Source organism: Corallococcus sp. AB045, from assembly GCF_003668895.1.
Classification (GTDB): domain Bacteria; phylum Myxococcota; class Myxococcia; order Myxococcales; family Myxococcaceae; genus Corallococcus; species Corallococcus coralloides.
This window is the reverse complement of the sequence record NZ_RAWN01000096.1, coordinates 1-18,452: the sequence shown is the minus strand read 5'-3', so window position 1 is coordinate 18,452 and position 18,452 is coordinate 1. Positions and strand designations below refer to the sequence as shown.

Annotated in this window: 8 protein-coding genes; 2 read left to right on the top strand and 6 right to left on the bottom strand. The window is 71.5% G+C overall.

The window, feature by feature from the left end:
* Window positions 1–158 precede the first annotated feature (158 nt).
* Window positions 159–4,289: a DUF3857 and transglutaminase domain-containing protein gene (locus D7Y21_RS22395; protein ID WP_121715587.1), complete on the bottom strand. Its 4,131-nt coding sequence runs from the start codon at window positions 4,287–4,289 to the stop codon at window positions 159–161.
* 228 nt (window positions 4,290–4,517) lie between these two features.
* Between D7Y21_RS22395 and D7Y21_RS22390 the strand changes: the two genes are divergently transcribed.
* Both D7Y21_RS22390 and D7Y21_RS22385 read left to right on the top strand, forming a co-directional pair.
* Window positions 4,518–5,660 (top strand): hypothetical protein, encoded by a 1,143-nt coding sequence (locus D7Y21_RS22390; RefSeq protein WP_121715585.1) that lies wholly within the window; start codon window positions 4,518–4,520, stop codon window positions 5,658–5,660.
* A gap of 13 nt (window positions 5,661–5,673) precedes the next feature.
* Window positions 5,674–7,845, top strand: a complete 2,172-nt coding sequence (locus tag D7Y21_RS22385; RefSeq protein WP_121715583.1) for a bifunctional alpha,alpha-trehalose-phosphate synthase (UDP-forming)/trehalose-phosphatase — start codon at window positions 5,674–5,676, stop codon at window positions 7,843–7,845.
* A gap of 21 nt (window positions 7,846–7,866) precedes the next feature.
* Here D7Y21_RS22385 and D7Y21_RS22380 read toward each other — a convergent pair whose 3' ends face one another.
* The 5 genes from D7Y21_RS22380 to D7Y21_RS22360 form a co-directional block, all read right to left on the bottom strand.
* The gene (locus D7Y21_RS22380; RefSeq protein WP_199735473.1) at window positions 7,867–10,158 is read right to left on the bottom strand and encodes a hypothetical protein; all 2,292 of its coding nucleotides are present in this window, start codon (window positions 10,156–10,158) and stop codon (window positions 7,867–7,869) included.
* 85 nt (window positions 10,159–10,243) lie between these two features.
* Window positions 10,244–13,906, bottom strand: coding sequence for a DUF3857 domain-containing protein (locus D7Y21_RS22375; RefSeq protein ID WP_120561915.1), 3,663 nt, complete (start codon window positions 13,904–13,906; stop codon window positions 10,244–10,246).
* A 260-nt stretch (window positions 13,907–14,166) separates the two neighbouring features.
* The gene (locus tag D7Y21_RS22370; protein WP_121715581.1) at window positions 14,167–16,203 is read right to left on the bottom strand and encodes a glycosyl hydrolase family 18 protein; all 2,037 of its coding nucleotides are present in this window, start codon (window positions 16,201–16,203) and stop codon (window positions 14,167–14,169) included.
* A 57-nt stretch (window positions 16,204–16,260) separates the two neighbouring features.
* Complete coding sequence (nagA, locus tag D7Y21_RS22365) at window positions 16,261–17,433, bottom strand: N-acetylglucosamine-6-phosphate deacetylase (protein ID WP_121715579.1); 1,173 nt, start codon at window positions 17,431–17,433, stop codon at window positions 16,261–16,263.
* The coding region (locus tag D7Y21_RS22360; RefSeq protein WP_147469348.1) for an SIS domain-containing protein at window positions 17,433–18,452 on the bottom strand (1,020 nt) is incomplete at its 5' end. The genes nagA and D7Y21_RS22360, both read right to left, overlap by 1 nt.

Genomic DNA, 18,452 nt, shown 5'->3' with positions numbered 1-18,452 from the left:
TGTCCGCCAGCGCCGCTGTCAGCCGCATTTTCTGATCAGGCAGAAAGCATCCGGTGGCTGCGGACCCATGTGGAAAACCGCATGGGCGGGCGGGCTCCACGGAGGTTGTGTGAGGCGGCCGCTCACTCCGTCCGGGTCGCGGTCGTGAGGGACGTGGCTCACCGGCCGCGATTGAGACGGGCCTGCGCCAGCCGGTGGAACGAGCGCGAGTCGGACGTGTCGTCGCGGGGAACCGCGCGATAGAGCGCTCGGGCCGCTTCTGTCAGCCCGAAGGACTCCGCGAGCCGGGCCTTCACGTAGACGAGGCCCGCGTCCGCCGGTGTGTCCGCGCCGCCCAGGTCCATGGCGTCGTCCACCAGCTTCCGGGCCTCCACCAGCTTGCCGGACTCCACCAGCAGCGCGGCGAGCAGGGCGGTGGGCGTCGTGTCTCCTTCCGCGCCCAGGCGCACGGCCTTCTGGGCCCACGCGATGTCCTCGGGCCTCACCCGGCCGCGGTGCAGCGCGGCCCAGGCCAGGGTCCGGTACGCGTCCGCCCCCGCGCCGCCCAGGTCCATCAGCTCACGCGTGGCTTCGTCCAGCCTCGCCCAGTCGCCCAGGTTCAGGGAGGCCAGCATCAGCGACTCGAAGCCCAGGCTGTCCGTGTGCAGCAGCCCGAGCCGGCTGTCGGACACCTGGCGCAGCTCCGCCCACCGGCCGCGCTCCGAGAGCATCTCGCGCTTGAGCCAGAAGGCATCCGCGGACTGCGGCACGTCCGAGCGCACCTCGTCCAGGATGACCTCGGCGTTCGGGCTCTGGCCGCTCGCCCGCATGGCCACCGCCAGCGCCATCATCAGCCGGTGCCGCTCCTCGCCCGATGCGTACTGCGCCTGGGCCCGCAGCGCGGCGAGGACTCGCGCGTCCCCCGTGCTCGCGCCCAGGTAGGCGCAGGCGGCGCGCAGGTGCGTCACGCCCTCCGCGCCGGAGAAGCCCCGCAGCGTGTTCGCGAAGGAGGCCAGCGGGGCCAGGCCCGACGGCTCCACCGCGCGGGTGTCCGCCACGGCCCACTCAATCCACACCAGGGCCTGCTTGAGCTTGCCGGCATCCAGCCACCGCAGCGCCTCCGCTCCCAGCGGGCGCGGATCCGTCACCGAGCCCAGCAGGCGCAGCTGGTTGCTCTCATTCACGATGTACCAGGCGTCCTCGTACACCTGCGCGCCCAGCAGGAACTTCAGCCGCACCCGGTAGCCGATCTTCTCCTGGCCCTCCACCTTGAGGTCGAGCGCGGCCACCGCGAGGTCCGCCATGGAGGACTCGCCCACGGTGTCCAGGGAGGTCCGCGCGAAGCGCGTGGCCTGGGCCTGGAGCAGCTCCAGCTTGCGGTCCAGCGTGCTGTCCTCGCGGTCGCGGTTGGACAGCAGGGGGCGGATGGTGGCCTTGAACTCCTTCGCGTCGCGCGCCGTCCAGGCCGCCTTGACGATGCGGCGCACCAGCGCCTCCGGCCCCTTCTCCTCCTTCGTGTTCTTGCCGTCGCGGGCGTTCTTCGCCAGCTCCAGCTGGAACTGGCGGTCCGGATCGTAGGCGCCCTTGAGCGCCGCCTCGAAGAGCTTCACCGCGTCGCCCGCCCGGCCCCGCGTGAGCAGGTGGTTGCCCGCGAGCGCCAGCGCCTGACGGCGCTCATCCGGCCCCTCGAACTCGAGGTCCGCCGCCGCGATGGCCTCCGGGATGCCCTGGCGTTCCGCCGTGATCATCACCAGCACCTTCGTCCGCAGGTCGGAGGGCGCGGCCTTGCGCGCGGCCTCCAGCGCCTCTGCGGTGGCGCCCGAGCGGAACAGGGCCGCGATGAGCCGGTCGTCCACGTCCTGGGCGTGCAGGTCATCGCGCAGGTGGCGCCAGGTGGCCACCGCCTCGGTGAGAGGCGCGCCCCGGCCGAAGTGCTCGCCCTCGCGGTTGTGCTCCAGCAGGTCCGCCAGGAGCGCGTTCGCGGCGATGTTGTCCGGCTCCAGCGCGATGGCCTTGCGGCATGCCGCCACCGCGCCCTCCAGGTCCGCGCCCGGCCGCAGCCGCTGGCCCTGCGGATCATGCTGAAGGACCCACGCGAGCACGTGGTGGACCAGCGGCGAGGACGGCCGCTGCTCCACGGCCCGGCGTGCCTCGCTGCGGGCCTGCTCGCCAAAGCCCAACCGCAAGAGCGTGCCGGCGTAGCGAGCGCGCACCTGCGCCGAATCCGCGCGCGACGTGAGCCGCTTCTCGTAGAGGTCCAGGCCGTCCTTCACCCGTCCCGCCTCCACCAGCCGGGCGCCCCGGTCCTCGAACTCCACCGCCAGCGGTGCCCGGTGCGCGAACGTGGCCAGCGCCGTGCGGAAGGCCGTCACCTCGTCCGGGGTGTAGCGGCGCTTCACGGTGTCGAAGCGGAAGGTGGCGGTGAGGCCGCCGTCGGACTCGCGCGTGTAACCCAGCACGAGCGTGGCGGGCCCCAGGGACAGCGTCTCGTCGCGAGGGACGGTCCGCACGCCGAAGCCCTGGGGTGGGCGCAGGCGGTAGCGCACCTCCGCGCGGTAGGCCACCGGGAGCACCAGGTCCGCCTTGCGCTTCGCGGGCAGGGCGGGCTTGCGGCCCAGTTCGTCCGGCAGCAGCTCCCGCACGTCGTCCAGGGAGTCCGGCAGCCAGGCCAGGGGCGAGTCGAGCCGCAGGGGGACGCGCGCGCTGCGCCAGCCCGTGGTGGCGAAGCGCGCGGACGCCACGTCCAGCTCCAGCCGGAAGGGGCCGGTGCCCTCCTCCAGCGACGTGTGCTTCATGCCCTCCAGGGTGCCCTGGTACTGCGCGGTGGCGAGCGCCTCCAGGTTGCGGCGCAGGTCGTCCGGGCGCACCGCGCGCAGCATGCGGCGGTACTGCACCGCCAGCGAGCCCGACAGCTCGCGCGTCTCCTTCACGCGGGCCGGGCCCTCGTCGGACAGCTCCACGGTGCGGGTGAAGAGTGCGGTGTTCGCCGAAGGGGGCGCCTCGTCGATGACGGTGAGCCCCTGGGTGTCCTGCGCGGCCACCAGCGCGTGGCGCCCCTGTAGCTCCGGGGCGAGCATCCCGGCCTCCGCGCCTGGATCCGTGGGGTCGATCCAAAGGGCGGGCGTGCCGGGGACGTGGACGATGGCGTGATTGAAGAAGCCCATGCCCGGAAGCTCCGGCACGTCCTCGCGCCCGGAGCGCACCAGCGCCACGTGGGCGGGGATGCCCGCGCCGCGCAGCAGGCCCACGAGCAGCGTGGACATCTCCTTGCAGTCTCCGTACTGGCGCGCGAGCACCTGCTTCGGCGGCGCGGGAACGATGGCGGCGGCGCCGAACTCCAGGCCCGTGTAGCGCACCGACTCCCGCACCTCCTCCAGCAGCCGCTGCGCCACGACGCGGCGGTCCTTGGAGCCCTTCGCGAGCGCGCGGGCCCGGCCCTGGAGCGACGCGCCGTCCAGCTGCTGCTCCACGATGGCGTCATAGGCCCGGGCCACCTCGTTCCAGGAGCGGCCCGTGGAGAAGGCCACGTGCGGCTGGAAGGCCTGGGCCGCGGGCAGGTCCGCCTCCAGCGCCGTCACGGCGGCGTAGGGGCCGCCCTCGAAGCTCAGCCGCTTGCGGTCGGACTGGTGCTGCGGCAGCGGCTCCAGCGGCAGCCCCTGGACGCGCAGCGCGAGCTGGGTGCTGGGGGCCACGTCGATGGCCAGGCGCACCTTGCGCACGGGCACGGGGCTGGTGAAGTAGAAGTGAGTGACGACGCCCGCGTCGAAGAACGCCTGCGTCTCCTCCACCACCGACTCCATCTCCACGATGCTGCCGGGCCGCAGCGAGGGCAGCGGTGCGCGCAACGCGCGGGTGTCGCTGTAGACGTCCGGCGCCGAGTCCTCCACGGGCGCGTCGTGCAGCGTCCCTTCATCCAGCGGGTGCTCCTTCCCATCCGGCGTGATGACGCGGGCGCGGAGGACGGGGCGCTGCTGGCGCCAGGGGGACCACTCGGCGCGGGCCTCGGCCCACTGGCGCACGCCCGCGGCGGTGAGGATGCGGAAGACGTTGCGGTGGGTGGTGCGCCAGCGGTGGGGCCCCAGCTCCTGGTAGTTGCCTTCCCGCAGCAGCACCTCCACGTCACCGCCCCCGGCGGGCGCGGGCAGCTTCGCGGCGCTGGCGGCCATGGCGGAGGCGGACGCAGTGAAGGCCGGCCCTTCCCAGGGCAAGGCACGCTCGGCGCCCAGGGCGGGAAGCGCGGCGAGGAGCAGGCAGAGCAGCGGGGCGGACGTCGCGTTCCGGTGGGCCGGAACCGGTGAGGCATTGCGCATGGGCGTGGGAGCGCGCCCTTCCAGACGGGAACCGGCGGAGAGGGAGACGCGCGGCGCAAAGCCTAACGAATCACCCGTGCGGAATGACACGCACGCGCCGTCATGGCCGCGAGCGGTTTGCGCCTCAATGACTGCTCAGATGCAAGGGATTGGATGAATACCGTGTAAATCAGGTGGGTGCGTCAGGACCGGGGAGGACCGGAAGAGTGCGCTAATCTCCCGGTCCCGATGCCCCGTCTCCTCTCGCCCGCGCAGGCCTGGCTGTTTGGCCGTGGCGTGGACCTCACCGTGTTCGCCGGCAGCGCGCTCGTGTCCGTGGCCTTCGTGCTGGCCGCTCCGTGGCTGGGCGCGGTGGGGGACACGCCCGCTTGGGCGTGGCTCCTGTTCGTGGTGGGCGTGGACGTGGCGCACGTCTGGTCCACGCTGTTCCGCACGTACCTGGACGGTGAAGAGGTATCGAGCCGCCCGGGGCTCTACGTGGGCGCGCCGCTCGCCGCGTACACGGCGGGCGTCTTCGCGTACATGGTGTCTCCCGGCGCGTTCTGGAGCTTGTTCGCGTACGTGGCGCTGTTCCACTTCATCCGCCAGCAGTACGGCTGGGTGGCGCTCTACGACCGCAAGGCGCGTGCGTCCGCCTTCGAGCGGCGCCTGGACGCCGCGGCCGTCTACGCCGCCACGCTGGGCCCCGTCGTGTGGTGGCACGCGAACCTGCCCCGCGCCTTCTGGTGGTTCGTGGAGAACGACTTCCTCTCCGGCCTCCCGCGGTGGATGGGCACCGCGGCGCTGGGCGCGCACGCGGCGGTGCTCACGCTGTGGGCCGGCTTCCAGGTCCTGCGCATCGCGCGGGGCGAGGGCGTGCAGGCCGGCAAGGTGCTGCTGGTGGTGGCCACATGGGTGGCGTGGTTCGGCGGCATCGTGCTGGCGCGGGACGACTTCGCGTTCACGGTGATGAACGTGGTGCTGCACGGCGTGCCGTACTTCGCGCTGCTGTTCCGCTATGCACGCGGACGCCACGCGGAAGGGGGCTTCGGCGAATGGGGCGTGCTCCTGCGTGCGGGGCTGCCGGGCTTCCTGCTGTTCCTCGCGGGACTTGCGCTGCTGGAGGAGGGGCTGTGGGACGTGCTGGTGTGGCACGACCGTCCGGTGTTGTTCGGCGACAGTGGCCCCGTCCTGGAGGCGGATGTGCTGGCGCTCGTGGTGCCGCTGCTTGCGCTGCCGCAAGCCACGCACTACGTGCTGGACGCCTTCATCTGGAAGGCTGGCAGGGAGCCCGCGCTGCTGGTCCGGCTCGGCTGGGCACGAGCGGGCCCGGGGCCCTCAAACGTCGGCCAGGCGCACAAGGTGGTAGCCATTCCCGGAAGGGGTGAATAGAGCTAGTGGGTCTATGGCTCGACTCCTGCTCGTCTCGAACCGTCTTCCCGTCACCGTCAAGACGGAGAAGGATTCCGTCTCCGTGGTGCGCAGCGCCGGGGGGCTCGCCACCGGCCTCAGCCGCCCGCACGAGCGCTCCGGGGGCATGTGGATCGGCTGGCCCGGGGATGTCTCCCGCCTGACGGACGCCCAGCGCGCGCAGGTGGAGAAGCAGCTGGCGGACCTGCGCTGCGTGCCGCTGTACCTGTCCGCCAGCGAGGTCAGCCGCTTCTACGAGGGCTACTCCAACCGGGTGCTCTGGCCGCTGTGCCACTACATGCTGGACCGCGTCCCCCGGCAGGACCGGGACTGGGACGCCTACCGCAAGGCGAACGAGCGCTTCGCCGACCTGGCCGCGAAGCACTACCAGCCGGGCGACACCATCTGGGTGCACGACTACCAGCTCATGCTGGTGCCCGGGATGTTGCGCCAGCGCCTGCCGCAGGCGCGCATCGGCTACTTCCACCACATCCCGTTCCCATCGTCTGAAATCTTCAGCACGCTGCCCCGGCGCGGAGAGCTGCTCAAGGGCCTGCTGGGCGCGGACCTCATCGGCTTCCACGCGGTGAGCTACGTGCGGCACTTCTCCGGCACGCTGCTGCGGCACCTGGGGTTGGACACGGACATCGACCGCGTCCTCTTCCAGGGGCGCGAGGTGCGCGTGGGCGCCTTCCCCATGGGCATCGACGCCACCGCCTTCGAGACGCTGGCGCGCGAGCCCGCGGTGCTGGACGAGGTGAAGACGCTCCAGGAGCGCGCCCGCGGCGAGCGGCTGCTCGTGGGCATCGACCGGCTGGACTACACCAAGGGCATTCCCCGGCGCCTGCTCGCGGTGCAGCGCGTGCTGGAGCGCCAGCCGTCCCTGCGCGGGCGCCTGCGCTTCATCCAGGTGGCCGTGCCCAGCCGCACGCAGGTGCAGGCGTATGCCGAGTACCGCGAGACGGTGGACGAAATCGTGGGCCGCATCAACGGCCTCTACGGCACCGTGCACAGCACGCCCGTGCACTACCTCTACCGCTCGCTCAACGAGAAGCAGCTGGTGAGCCTCTATCGCGGCGCGGACGTGATGCTGGTGACGCCCGTGCGCGACGGCATGAACCTGGTGGCCAAGGAGTTCTGCGCGGCCCGGCCGGACGAGGACGGCGTGCTGGTGCTCAGCGAGTTCGCGGGCGCGGCGTCGGAGATGCGCGACGCGCTGCTGGTGAACCCCTACGACGTGGAGGGCATGGCGGACGCCATCGAGCAGGCGCTGGAGATGCCCGGCCCCGAGCGCCAGGCGCGCATGCGCTCCCTGCGCGCGGGCGTGAAGACGCGGGATGTGCACTGGTGGGTGGCCAGCTTCCTGGACCGGCTCCAGGGGCTTGCTTCCGTGGAGGAGAAGCCGCCGCTGCCGGACGGCATGCTCGCCGTGGACAAGCTGAAGGGTCCGGGCCGCAAGGTGCTCTTCCTGGACTACGACGGCACGCTCGTGGGCTTCGCCTCATTGCCGGAGCTGGCCGCGCCGGACCCGGAGTTGATGACGCTGCTGAAGGAGCTGTGCGCCCGGCCGGACCTGTCCGTGCACATCGTGAGCGGCCGCCCGCGCGACACGCTGGACGCGTGGTTCGGCGAGCTGCCCGTGGGGCTGCACGCGGAGCACGGCCTGTGGTCGCGCATGCGGCGGGGGCAGCCGTGGCAGGCGCTGCCGGGCGTGTCCTTCGAGTGGAAGCCGAAGGTGAAGCCCGTGCTGGACGCGTTCGCGGCGCGGGTGACGGGCTCGTTCGTGGAGGAGAAGACGGCGTCGCTCGCGTGGCACTACCGCAAGGTGGACGCGGAGTTCGGCGCGCTCCAGGCGCGTGAGCTGCGCCTGCTGCTCTTCGAGAAGTTCTCCCAGGAGCCCATGCACATCCTGCCCGGCGACCGGGTGGTGGAGGTGCGGCCCCGGGGCGTCAACAAGGGCCGCGTGGTGCCGGAGGTGCTGAAGGAGGAGTCGCCGGACGTGCGCGTGGTGGCCATGGGCGACGACGTCACCGACGAGGACCTGTTCGCCGCGGTGCCCCCGGGCAGCATCACCGTGCACGCGGGCAACAAGCACACGCGCGCGGCGTACCGCGTGGAGGGGCCGCCGGAGGTGCGGCGGTTCCTGAAGGCGCTGCTCTGGAAGTAGCCGCGGGGCGCCCCGTGGGCTTCAGAGGTTGAAGCCCACGTTGCCCACGGAGATGCTGGGTCCGAAGATGAAGGACCACTTGCTGGAGGGCACCACGGTGTCGGTGGTGGGGTCTCCGTTGGTGCGCCGGGTGATGTCGCCCCGGAACTCGCGGGCAATCCACGCCTGCGCGCCCACCGCCGCGCCCGGGCCGATGGGGACTCGCAGGCCCAGGCCCAGCACGGCCGCCAGCGTGGGCGGGAACTGGATGTCCCCGGACTGCGGCACCAGGCCCAGGCCCATCAGGCCCATCTCGATGCCCAGCAGGCGCTCCTGGCCCTCGTTGTTGAGCAGCGCCAGTCGCGACAGCACGCCGAAGTTGATGGCCAGCTGTCCCGTGGGCTGCGTCGCGCGGTAGAGGCCCGCGGGGATGGTGGCCATGGTGTAGAGGCGGAACATGCCGCCGCGCACGATGGCGGTCCACTGCGCGGACGGCAGGCCCGTGCGGTCCACCGTGGAGAGGGCGTAGCGGGACTCGTCCGCGACGTGCGCCACCTGCACGAGGATGCGGTCGTACTGGCCCAGGTTGCCCTGCACGGGGATGACGCGCATCTCGCCCTTGGGCCGCAGGAACAGGCGTTGATCCACGCTGCTCTCGCCCCGGATGGAGTTGTCCGACTTCGTCACGGTGATGCGCAGGGTGATTTCCTGGTTGCCCTCCTCCGGCGTGAGGCGCTCGCGGTGGACGACGACGCGGCAGGTGTTGCGCATGGCGTAGTCCAGCCGGTGCGGGCGGCTGGGCGAAAGCTTCTCGTCGTTGCCCTCCTTGTCCGCGCAGATGAACTCCACCAGGTTCTCCACGTTGGTGGGCACGCTGGCTTCACGCACCGCGCGCTGCACGCGCTCGTCGGTGAGGAACAGGTCGGACGTGGCCAGCTCCGCCGGCAGCGTGGGCAGCCGGTAGCCGAAGCGCAGCGACACGAAGCCGCCCGAGGTGGCCTCGCCCTGGATGAGCGTGGCGGACTCGCGCATCGTCACGGTGTAGGCCCCGCCCAGCGGGCGCAGCACGAAGCGGCCCAGGCCGCCGTTGGACGCCACCGTCACCTCCGCGGGGCGGTTGGTGGGCACGAAGTCGATGGCGCCGTGGCCGGGCAGCTCCAGGGTCGCGCGGGGGACGGGCGCGGCCTGGGTGTCCGCCGTGTCCGACGCCACCACCGTGCCGTCCACGCGCGACGTGATGGCGGTGACGGTCACCTGCGGCTCGTTGGTTCCGCTGGTGCGCAGGAGCACGTACGTGCCGTCCTGCGCCTTCACCACGCGCTCCACCCGCACGCGCGCGCCGTTCACCGTCCACAAGAGGCCGCGCGGGTCGTGCGCGCAGGATGAGTCCAGGCGCATCACCAGCCCGGAGTTCTCCGCGTCGCGCAGCACCGTGCCCTCCACCGCGGAGATGGGGCACGCGAGCACGGGCAGCGTCTCCGAGAAGGACGTCTCCAGCGCGTCGCCCTTCGCGAAGAACACGCGCGGCACCAGCCGCAGACGCAGGTTCACCGTGGGGTTCAGCCCCGGCACGTTGCGGATGGACACGGCGCCTTCGGTCACCTCGCAGCGCGCGGTGCCGCAGTCCACGGACGCGATGGCCTCCGAGTGCGTCACCGCCGCGTAGCCGGGGCCCTTGGACAGGTCCACGCCGGAGGACTGCACCAGGGGCCGCGTGAGCACGGTGCGGCCGGGGCGCAGGCGGAAGTATTCGTCGTCCAGGAAGCGCCCGTTGGCGTCGTACGTCGCCACGTCCGCGCCCCGGCGGCCGTAGGCGGGGACCCAGAACAGCGTCGCGTCCGTGGGCAGGCCGGGCGCCAACGGGACGGCGCACTCGTTGGGGGCGTTGGGCTCCAGACAGAAGTCCTGGCCGTCCACGGAGGCCGTCTTCGGATCCACGCCCCGGGGTGTCCCGGACCAGGCGATGGCCACGTTCTTCAGGCCGATGCCCTTGAGCTCCAGGCGCCCGTCGTCCGGGTAGAACGTGGTGGAGGCGCTGTCGATGCGCGGGAAGGGCCCGGTGGCCACCACCACCACGGTGTCGGTGGCCGTGGCGCAGGAGGCCTCGTCCGCGGCGACCTTCAGCTCCAGCGTGCGGCTGGTGTCATCCGCGCGCGTGGGCGGCTTGAGCGTGCGGCCCTCCAGCACCCAGCCGCCGCGCACGGGGCCGCACAGCACGCCCTTGGGGATGACCTCCACCGCCCGTCCACCTTCGGGGAGCTGGACGACGGGGCCGGCGGTGGCGACCGTCGCCACCAGCAGGCAGCCAAGGACAAGCGCGCGTGCAGGGTGCATGCATCTGCTTAAGCACGGAGGGCCGCGTCCGGGTCAAGCCCTCCGTGCTGATGCGACACCAGGCAGGCGCCGCGAGTGTCCGCGATTACCGCGAAGCCGTCTTCTGCCCCGGCCCCTGGAGCAGGATGCGGCGGCCGAAGGCGCGGTCCACCCGGCCCAGGAACTCACGGAACTGGGGGTACTCGTCCGCCTTGATGCGGGCGACGGAGAGGGCCACCTCGCCGTCGGCGACGAGCGCGCCGTTCTCCACGCGGTAGCTGAGCTTCACGCGGCCGAACTTCGTGGTCTCCTCCACCGCCTGCGGCATCTCCGCCACGGTGTAGCCGCCGGGCAGCGTGTAGCGCAGCTTGAAGGTGTTCACCCAGGGGCTGGACATCACCAGGTCGAAGCGGCGCTCGGCGAGCGACGCGTACGCCTGCTGATACGTGCGCCCCGTGCCGAAGGGCAGGAAGCGCAGGCTGCCGCCGGGCAGCACCTCCGCGTAGCGCGGGATGCCCATGTTGAAGTCCAGCGTCACGTCGTCATCCAGGCGGGTGGTGTCGCTGAGCTTCACCTCGCGCACGGTGAGGCCGGGGAAGCTCTGGGCCCAGGCGCGCTCGAAGGTGGACTTGCGCGTGGACTCCGGGCGGTAGGCGCGGCGGTAGTCCGGCGCGGACTGGCCGGACACGCTGCTCTGGCCCTTCACGTCCGCGCCGCCGTCAGGCCGCAGCGCCACGTCCATGGCCAGCGTCGTCTTGTTGTCCTCCGCCTTCGCCTCCGGCGTGGTGAGGAAGTTGCTCGTGCCGTTGGGGTCCACCACCAGCACGTTGGCCACGCGGTCCGCGGAAGGAAGCTCCTTGGCGCCGTGGAACTCCGCCGTGCCGTCCAGGTACAGGTCGAACTTGGGCACGTACGCGATGGCGTGGTTGAAGGCCGCCAGCGACGCGGGCTCCGCGTCCAGCGCGCCCAGGTTGCGCATGCGCAGCAGCACCAGCCGGCTGTCCACGCCCGCCACCTTCAGCATGGAGTGGATGAGGCTCGCCTTGTCCTTGCAGTCGCCGAAGCGGCGCGCGAGCACGCGGTCGACACGGTAGGGCTTGAAGCCGTGGATGCCGAACTCCAGCGCCACGTAGCGGGTGTTGGTGACGACGAAGGAGTAGATGGCGCGCACCACGGCCAGCTGGTCCTTGCGGTCCACGCCGGTGAGCACCTGGTCCACCGTGGTCTTCAGCTCCGCGTTGGGCTGGAGCTGGTCGCGCACCAGGCCCCACCAGTAGTGGCCCACCTGGTCCCACGTCTTGTACGTGGAGATGTGCAGGTTCTGGGCGACCTCCGCCCAGCCCGGCATGCCCGGCTCCGGCACCACCTTGGAGACGTGCTTCGCGCCGAAGCGGTACACGTTGCGGCCGGACTCGGGGGACTCCTGCTGCTGGTCCACGCCGGCCAGGCGGCTCTTGTTCCAGTACAGCGGCCGCTCCTTGGGCATGTCCACGACGTACTGGAAGCGCACCTTCGGGTAGACGCCCTGCACGCTCTCCACGTCGCCCCAGTAGTCCGACAGCAGGTTGTCCTGCGCGGTGTCGTCCAGGCGGTAGGTGAGCTCCAGCGTGTCACCGGCGGCCAGCGACGGGAACGACAGGATGCGCGCGCGGGCGTCGTAGTACATGCCCGTCCACGGCTCGTTGATGTTGCGGTCCGCGTCGCCGTAGCTGTCCACCACGGAGCCGTCCGGCTTCGTCACGCGGGCGCGCAGCACGCGCACCTCCTGGCGGTCCGGCGAGTACGTCACCGGCACGCTGCGGAACGCGTCCACGCCGCGCTGGTTGTACACGCGCACCACCATCTGCTGCATGCGGCTGGACAGGCCGCTCTTCTGCACGCGCACGTAGGTGTTGTCCACGAGGTACAGGGCGTCCTCGTGCACGTAGCCCTCGGCCTCCTTGGACAGGGGCTTCGCGTCCACCAGGTACTGGGTGCCCGCGCTCTCGGACTCACCCTTGAGCGTGCGCAGGGCCTCCTTGAGGCCGGGGTTCTGCGGGCGCAGCGCCAGCGACTTCTCGAAGGCGGCCAGGGCGGGCTCGCGCTGGCCCGCGGCGAGCAGCGCGCGGCCCTCGCGCTCGTAGACCTCCGGCTCGTCCGGGGAGAGCGCCTTGGCCTCCGTGAAGAGGGCGGTGGCCTCCTCCACGGCGCCGTTGGCGGCCTTGAGCTCCGCCAGACGCACGCGGCTGCCGTTGTCGAAGGGGTTCAGGTCGGTGAGCTTCGCGTACTCGCGCTCGGCGGCGTCCACCTTGCCCGCGTCCGCGAGCATGGAGGCCAGCTGGCGGCGGGTATTGGAGTCGTCGTAGCGCAGCGCCAGCACCACGCGCATGCGGTCCATGGCCTCCTGGGCGCGGCCCAGCTGACGGGACGCCGCGGCGGCCACGCGCACCACGCGGGGCACGCGCGGCTGCTGGCGGAAGGCCTCTTCAATCAGCGCGTGCGCCCGGGCACGCTCGCCCAGTCCTTCCGCCGCGCGGGCGAGCAGGAGCCGTGCGCCCGGCACGTTGCGGCCGTCCTCCACCTCCAGGATGGGGGCGAGCAGCGACTGCACGCGCTCCGGGTGGCCGCGGTCCATCTCATGGTCCGCCAGCGCCAGGCGCGCGGGGGCGTAGGTGGGGTCCGCCTTCACGGCGGCCTCCAGGAAGCGGCGGCGCTCGTTGAGGTCGTCCGTCTGGGTGTTGGCGGCCAGGACCTGGAGGCGCGCGTCGTTGGGGGCGTTCTCCGCCGCGAGCGCGGCCTCGGCGCTGGCGGTGTGTTCGCGCTCGTCATACGCGCGGAAGAAGGACAGCACCTGGGCGTAGTCGCCGCGCAGGGCCGCGTCGTCCGGGTTCTTCTCCACCAGCGCGCGCAGCGAGGAGGTGAGCGTGGGCAGGGGCTGCGGCGCGGGCGCGGGCATGCGCTCCAGGGCGGGGGCCTTGGCGGGCAGCGAGGCGCGGGCGGAGGCCGTCTCCGAGCGCAGGTAGAAGCCCAGCGGACCGGACTCCTGGCACACCTTCACCAGCACGCGGTTGAGGCCCTTCTTGAGCTTCACCGACACGCGCGTCTGGTCCGGGCGCGGCAGGTTGTAGCGGTCCTCCTTGGACGCCAGCTGCCCGTTCACCCACAGGCGGTAGCCGCCGGAGGTGCCCAGGGCCAGCGGCACGCGCGTGTCCTGGGGCACTTCCAGCCAGGTGAGCGCGTACGCCACGGACTCCTTGTTGGGGCGCACGGCGGTGGCCAGGTCCACGTAGCCGTCCGCGGACGTGACGGACAGCTTGCGCCAGGTGGCCTCGTGGCCCTTGGCGCCGGGGTAGCGCGCGGTGAGGTCCAGGTTGGCGGCCTCCGGACCGAAGTCCGTGTCGCAGCCGGCCTTGCCCTCGTTCTCGAAGCCGCCCACGACGTAGTAGTCGTTGACGAAGCCCAGCCACTGGCGGACCTCGTTGGCGCGCACCATCCGGCCGCGCGAGCGCTCCGCGTCCATGAGCAGGATTTGAGCGGTGGTGCGCGTGTTCACGTCCGACGTGCGGCGCGACGCAATCTGCTGGTAGGTGCTCACCAGCGGGGTGAGGTCCTCCACGTCATCCACCAGCGCGTGCATGCGCAGGAGTGCGGCGCCGCCGCGTGGCGAGTTGGCGGCCTTGACGGCCTCGGCCGCGTACTCGCGGGCCCGGTCGTCCGCGTTCGGCTTCGCGAGCCCCAGCACGGGGCAGGTGAGCACGACAAGTGCGGCCAGCGATGTGAAACGCGACATCCGTTCTCCTCGAAGTTCGACGGCGCCCGGGGGCAGGCAGGGGGCGATGACGCCAGTGAACAGGCGGACCCGTCACGGCCTTCCCCTGCATGCGGCCCCGGATGGCGGGCAGGCAACCAATTCACGCCCCACTCTATGCCGGACCGGTGTGGGGCGGGGTGGGCCCGTGAAGGCCAGGGCACGAAAACGCACAGGGCCGGCGCGGGCGTGATGCCCGTGCCGGCCCCGGTGTGGGTGCGCCCCTGACTCGGGGGCGGACGTCAGTGGAGCTTGTTGTAGAGCGCGTTGACGAGGCTGCCGTCATCGCCGCTCAGCTCCCAGAACATCGCGCCGCCCAGGCCCTTGGACAGGATGTAGTCCGACTTGGCGTTGATGCTCTGCGTGTCGTCGTAGGCCACCCAGATCTTCGTGGACGGGCTGTAGACGTAGGCCTGCTTGCTCTCCGGGTGGAAGAACTTCGTGTAGCCGGAGCCCGCGCGCTCGTAGTTGGCCTTGAGGTCCTTGTAGTCGAACACGCCGGTGAGGCCGGACTGGCCGTCATCCCAGGTGCCCTTGGTGGGGACGCCGGACTGGAACAGGCCGTTGTTCACGTTGGGCACGTTGCCCCAGCCGCGGCCGTAGAAGGGCACGCCGACGACGATCTTGGAGGCGGGCACGCCCAGCTGGAGCATCTTGGCGATGGAGCCGTCCGTGTAGAAGCCGTCGTTGGCGCCCGGGTCACCCGTCACGCGGTCGAGCGCGGAGTGGAAGTTGACCGTGCTCTCGAAGGCGCCGTGGTAGTCGTAGGACATCACGTTGATCCAATCGAGGATGCCGGCCAGCTTCACGGTCTCCTGCTTGTTGGCGAGCAGGTCCGGCGACGCGCCCGACGCGATGGTGAGCAGGTAGGGCTGGCCCGTCTGCGCCGTCACGGCGGCCAACTGGGTGCGGAACTCCTGCATGAGCAGGGTGTAGTTCACCTTGTCCGCGGGGCTGCTGATGTTGTCCGGCAGGCCGCCGCCGGTGGGGTACTCCCAGTCCACGTCGATGCCGTCGAACACGCCCACGCCGTTGGCCGGGGTGACGCCGGGGAACTGGCCCTTCACGTACAGGTCCACGCAGGACTTCACGAACGCGGTGCGGGCCGCGGCGGTGGCGGCGACCTGGGAGAAGTACTTGGACCAGGACCAGCCGCCAATGGAGATGAGCAGCTTGAGGTTCGGGTTCGTCTTCTTCAGCTCCTTGAACGCGCGGAAGTTGCCGCGCAGCGCGCCCGGGTCCCACTCACCGGGGAAGCCGAAGCCCTTGTCGATGTCCGCGAACGGATCCCCGAGGATGCACTTGCCGTCCGGGGTGATGTTGGAGAAGGCGTAGTTGATGTGCGTGAGCTTCGACGCCGGGACGTTGGAGACCTGGTAGTTGCGCGCGTAGATGCCCCACGCGGTGAAGTAGCCGACGATGCGCTTGCCGCCCGGCGGAGGCGTGCCGGGCAGCTCCACCACGACGCTCACGGTCTTGGTGCCCACGTTGCCCGCGGCGTCGTACGCCTTCACGGTGTACGTGTACGTGCCGTTCTGCGCGGACGTGGAGAACGCGCGCGTGAACGACGACGCGGTGGCCACGAGCGTGCCGTTCTCCAGGATTTCAATCTTCGTCACGCCCACGTTGTCCGTGGCGCTGGCGGAGACGGTGACGGAGCCCGCGGCGGTGATGCGCGACGCGCTGGCGCTGGCGGTGACGACGGGGGCGGTGACGTCGCCGTTGGAGGGGATGGCGACGGTGACGGTGACGGTCTTCGAGCCCACGTTGCCCGCGGCGTCGTACGCCTTCACGGTGTACGTGTACGTGCCGTTCTGCCCGGAGCCGGAGAAGCTCCGCGAGTAGGAGGACGCGGTGGCGACGAGCGTGCCGTTCTCCAGGATTTCGATCTTCGTCACGCCCACGTTGTCCGTGGCGCTGCCGGAGAGGGTGATGGAGCCCGCGGCGGTGACGCTCGTGCTGCTGCTCGACGCGGTGACGACGGGCGCGGTGGTGTCGCCACCGCCTGTCACGGGGCCCAGGTCCAGCCACAGCGCCGCCACGGCCGTCGGCGTCCAGTCCGCCTGGGACGTGTGGGCCTGACGGCACTCATAGACGCGGCCTTCATAGGTGACGCGCGTGCCCACGGAGTAGGCGACGCCCACGGCCCACGCGGCCTCCAGCGGCGCCTTCATCACGCTGCCCGGGCCCTCGGCTTCGGGAGCGAAGGACTCCTGACCACAACCGGCGACGGTCAGCGCGGACGCCACCAGGCCCACAATCCATTTGCTACGACGCATTCGTGTTCTCCTCGCCTGCGGTACACGCGGAAGGAGTCACGCACCCATTTTTCCGGGTTAATGGCTGACGTTGGATTTTGCCTGTCCGTTCACCCAGGTGGTGTAGACGGAAAGGTCCGGCTTCAACAGCACGAGGTCCGCGCGATGGCCGGGGGCGATGCGGCCCCGGTGGCCATGCAGTCCCATGAAGGTGGCGGGATGGAGCGAGGCCATGCGCAGCGCTTCCTCCAAGGACACGTTGAGCACATGGACGCAGTGGCGCACGGCGGCCGTGAGGTCGATGTCCGCGCCCGCGAGCGTGCCGTCCTCCGTCTCCAGACGGCCGTGGCGGCGCAGGATGGTGCGTCCCTGGAGGGTGAAGGACGTGACGGGCGTGCCGACAGGCGGCATGGCGTCCGTGACGAGGAACACCTTGCCCGGCGGCTTGACCTTGAGGAGAAGGCGCAGGTTGTCCGCGTGCACGTGCACGCCGTCCGCGATGACGCCGCACCACGCGTCGTCATGGGCGAGCGCGGCGACGACGGGGCCGGGCTGGCGGTTCATCACCGGAGGCATGGCGTTGAACAGGTGGGTGAAGCCGCGCACGCCTGAGTTCAGTGCCTGGGTGGTGCGCTCGCTGGTGGCGGCGGTGTGGCCCGCGCTGAGCACGACGCCGGAGTTGGCGAGGCGGCGCAGGGTGGCATCGTCCACGCACTCGGGGGCGAGCGTCATCAGCACGCGGCCGCCATGCGCGGCGAAGCGGCGGGGCAGGGCGGTGAGGTAGTCGAGGTCGCGAGGGTCGGGCGTGCGGATGAACGAGGGCACGTGGACGCCGGCGCGCTCGCGGCTGATGAAGGGGCCTTCCAGGTGGATGCCGAGGACACCGCTGTCGGGGCGCGCGGTGGCGGTGAGCGCGGCCTCGCAGGCTTCGCGCATGCGGGCGGCGTCGTCGGTGATGAAGGTGGGGAGCAGTCCCGTGGTGCCGCACGTGCGCATGGCGGAGGCGATGGCGAGCGCGGCCTCCTCGGTGGGCGTGTCGTTGAAGAGCACGCCGCCCGCGCCGTTGACCTGCACGTCCACGAAGCCGGGGGCCAGGAGGGTGTCACCGGGCAGCGTGTGCACGGTGGCGCCGGTGGGGAGTCCGGTTTGGGGCACCACGGCGCGGACGGTGCCGTCCTCGATGACGACGGCGTGACCTTCGAGGACCTGGTCCCCGGTGAAGACGCGGGCGCCCTGGAGGACGGTCGTCATCACACGGTCTCCGTGACCTTGCGCAGGTGCGCGGGCGCATCTGGGTTCAGGCCTCGCGCTGTCGCGAGCTGGTGCACCGCGAAGTAGAAGCTCTGCACCTGGCAGAGCGGCGCGATGGCCGCGGGGAGGTCCGGCAGCGTGGGCAGGATTTGCGCGTCGGGGACGGGCAGGGCGGTGTGGACGTTCGCGCCCAGTTCGACCATGCGCTGCACGACGTCGCGAGTGCCCTGCGCGGCGTTGTCCTCCTGCCCCAGCGCGAGCACGGGGAAGCCCGGCCGCACGAGCCCGAGCGGACCATGGAGGACCTCCGCGGTGCTGAAGGCTTCCGCGTGCAGGCGGCACGTCTCCTTGAGCTTGAGGGCCATCTCCAGCGCGGCGCCCAGGCCGCTGCCCCGGCCGACGACATAGAGGCTGCTGGCGTCCTTGAGCGTCGCGAGCGCCGGCCACCAGTCGAGCTTCCCGGCGGCCTCCAGCGCGTCCGGGAGCCGTCGGGCGGCATCGTGCAGCTCCGCGGAGTCCGACCAGTGCGCGACGAGCTGGAGGAAGGCGAGCCCGGAGAGCAGATAGGACTTGGTGGCGGCGACGCTGTGCTCGGGGCCGGCGGACAGCGGGATGTGCACGTCGCACAGCGCGGCCAGCGGAGAGGCTTCGTCGTTGATGAAGCCCAGCACGACGGCGCCTCCCGCGCGGGCGGCCTCGGTCATGCGCAGGAGGTCGGGGCTCTGGCCGGACTGGGACACGGCGATGAAGAGCGCGTCGCGCAGCTCCAGGGAGCGCGTGTGGTAGACGGACGCGACGCTGGGGCCCAGCGAGGCCACGGCGCGGCCCAGCGTGGTCTCGATGAGGTACTTGCCGTAGACGGCCGCATGGTCGGAGCTGCCCCGGGCGCAGGTGACGACGAAGCGGGGCGGGGTGCGGCGCAGGCGGGCGCCCAGGTAGGCGAAGGTGTCGCGGCAGCGTTCGAGCTGGCGGCGGGCGGCGGCCGGAGCCTCGGCGGCCTCGCGTGCGAGGGCGGGGAG

Excerpts from the sequence above, each read along its gene's own strand:
- nagA (WP_121715579.1), bottom strand. The coding sequence starts at position 17,433 with ATGACGACCGTCCTCCAGGGCGCCCGCGTCTTCACCGGGGACCAGGTC.
- D7Y21_RS22380 (WP_199735473.1), bottom strand. The coding sequence starts at position 10,158 with ATGCACCCTGCACGCGCGCTTGTCCTTGGCTGCCTGCTGGTGGCGACG.
- D7Y21_RS22390 (WP_121715585.1), top strand. The coding sequence starts at position 4,518 with ATGCCCCGTCTCCTCTCGCCCGCGCAGGCCTGGCTGTTTGGCCGTGGC.
- D7Y21_RS22375 (WP_120561915.1), bottom strand. The coding sequence starts at position 13,906 with ATGTCGCGTTTCACATCGCTGGCCGCACTTGTCGTGCTCACCTGCCCC.
- D7Y21_RS22385 (WP_121715583.1), top strand. The coding sequence starts at position 5,674 with ATGGCTCGACTCCTGCTCGTCTCGAACCGTCTTCCCGTCACCGTCAAG.
- D7Y21_RS22370 (WP_121715581.1), bottom strand. The coding sequence starts at position 16,203 with ATGCGTCGTAGCAAATGGATTGTGGGCCTGGTGGCGTCCGCGCTGACC.
- D7Y21_RS22395 (WP_121715587.1), bottom strand. The coding sequence starts at position 4,289 with ATGCGCAATGCCTCACCGGTTCCGGCCCACCGGAACGCGACGTCCGCC.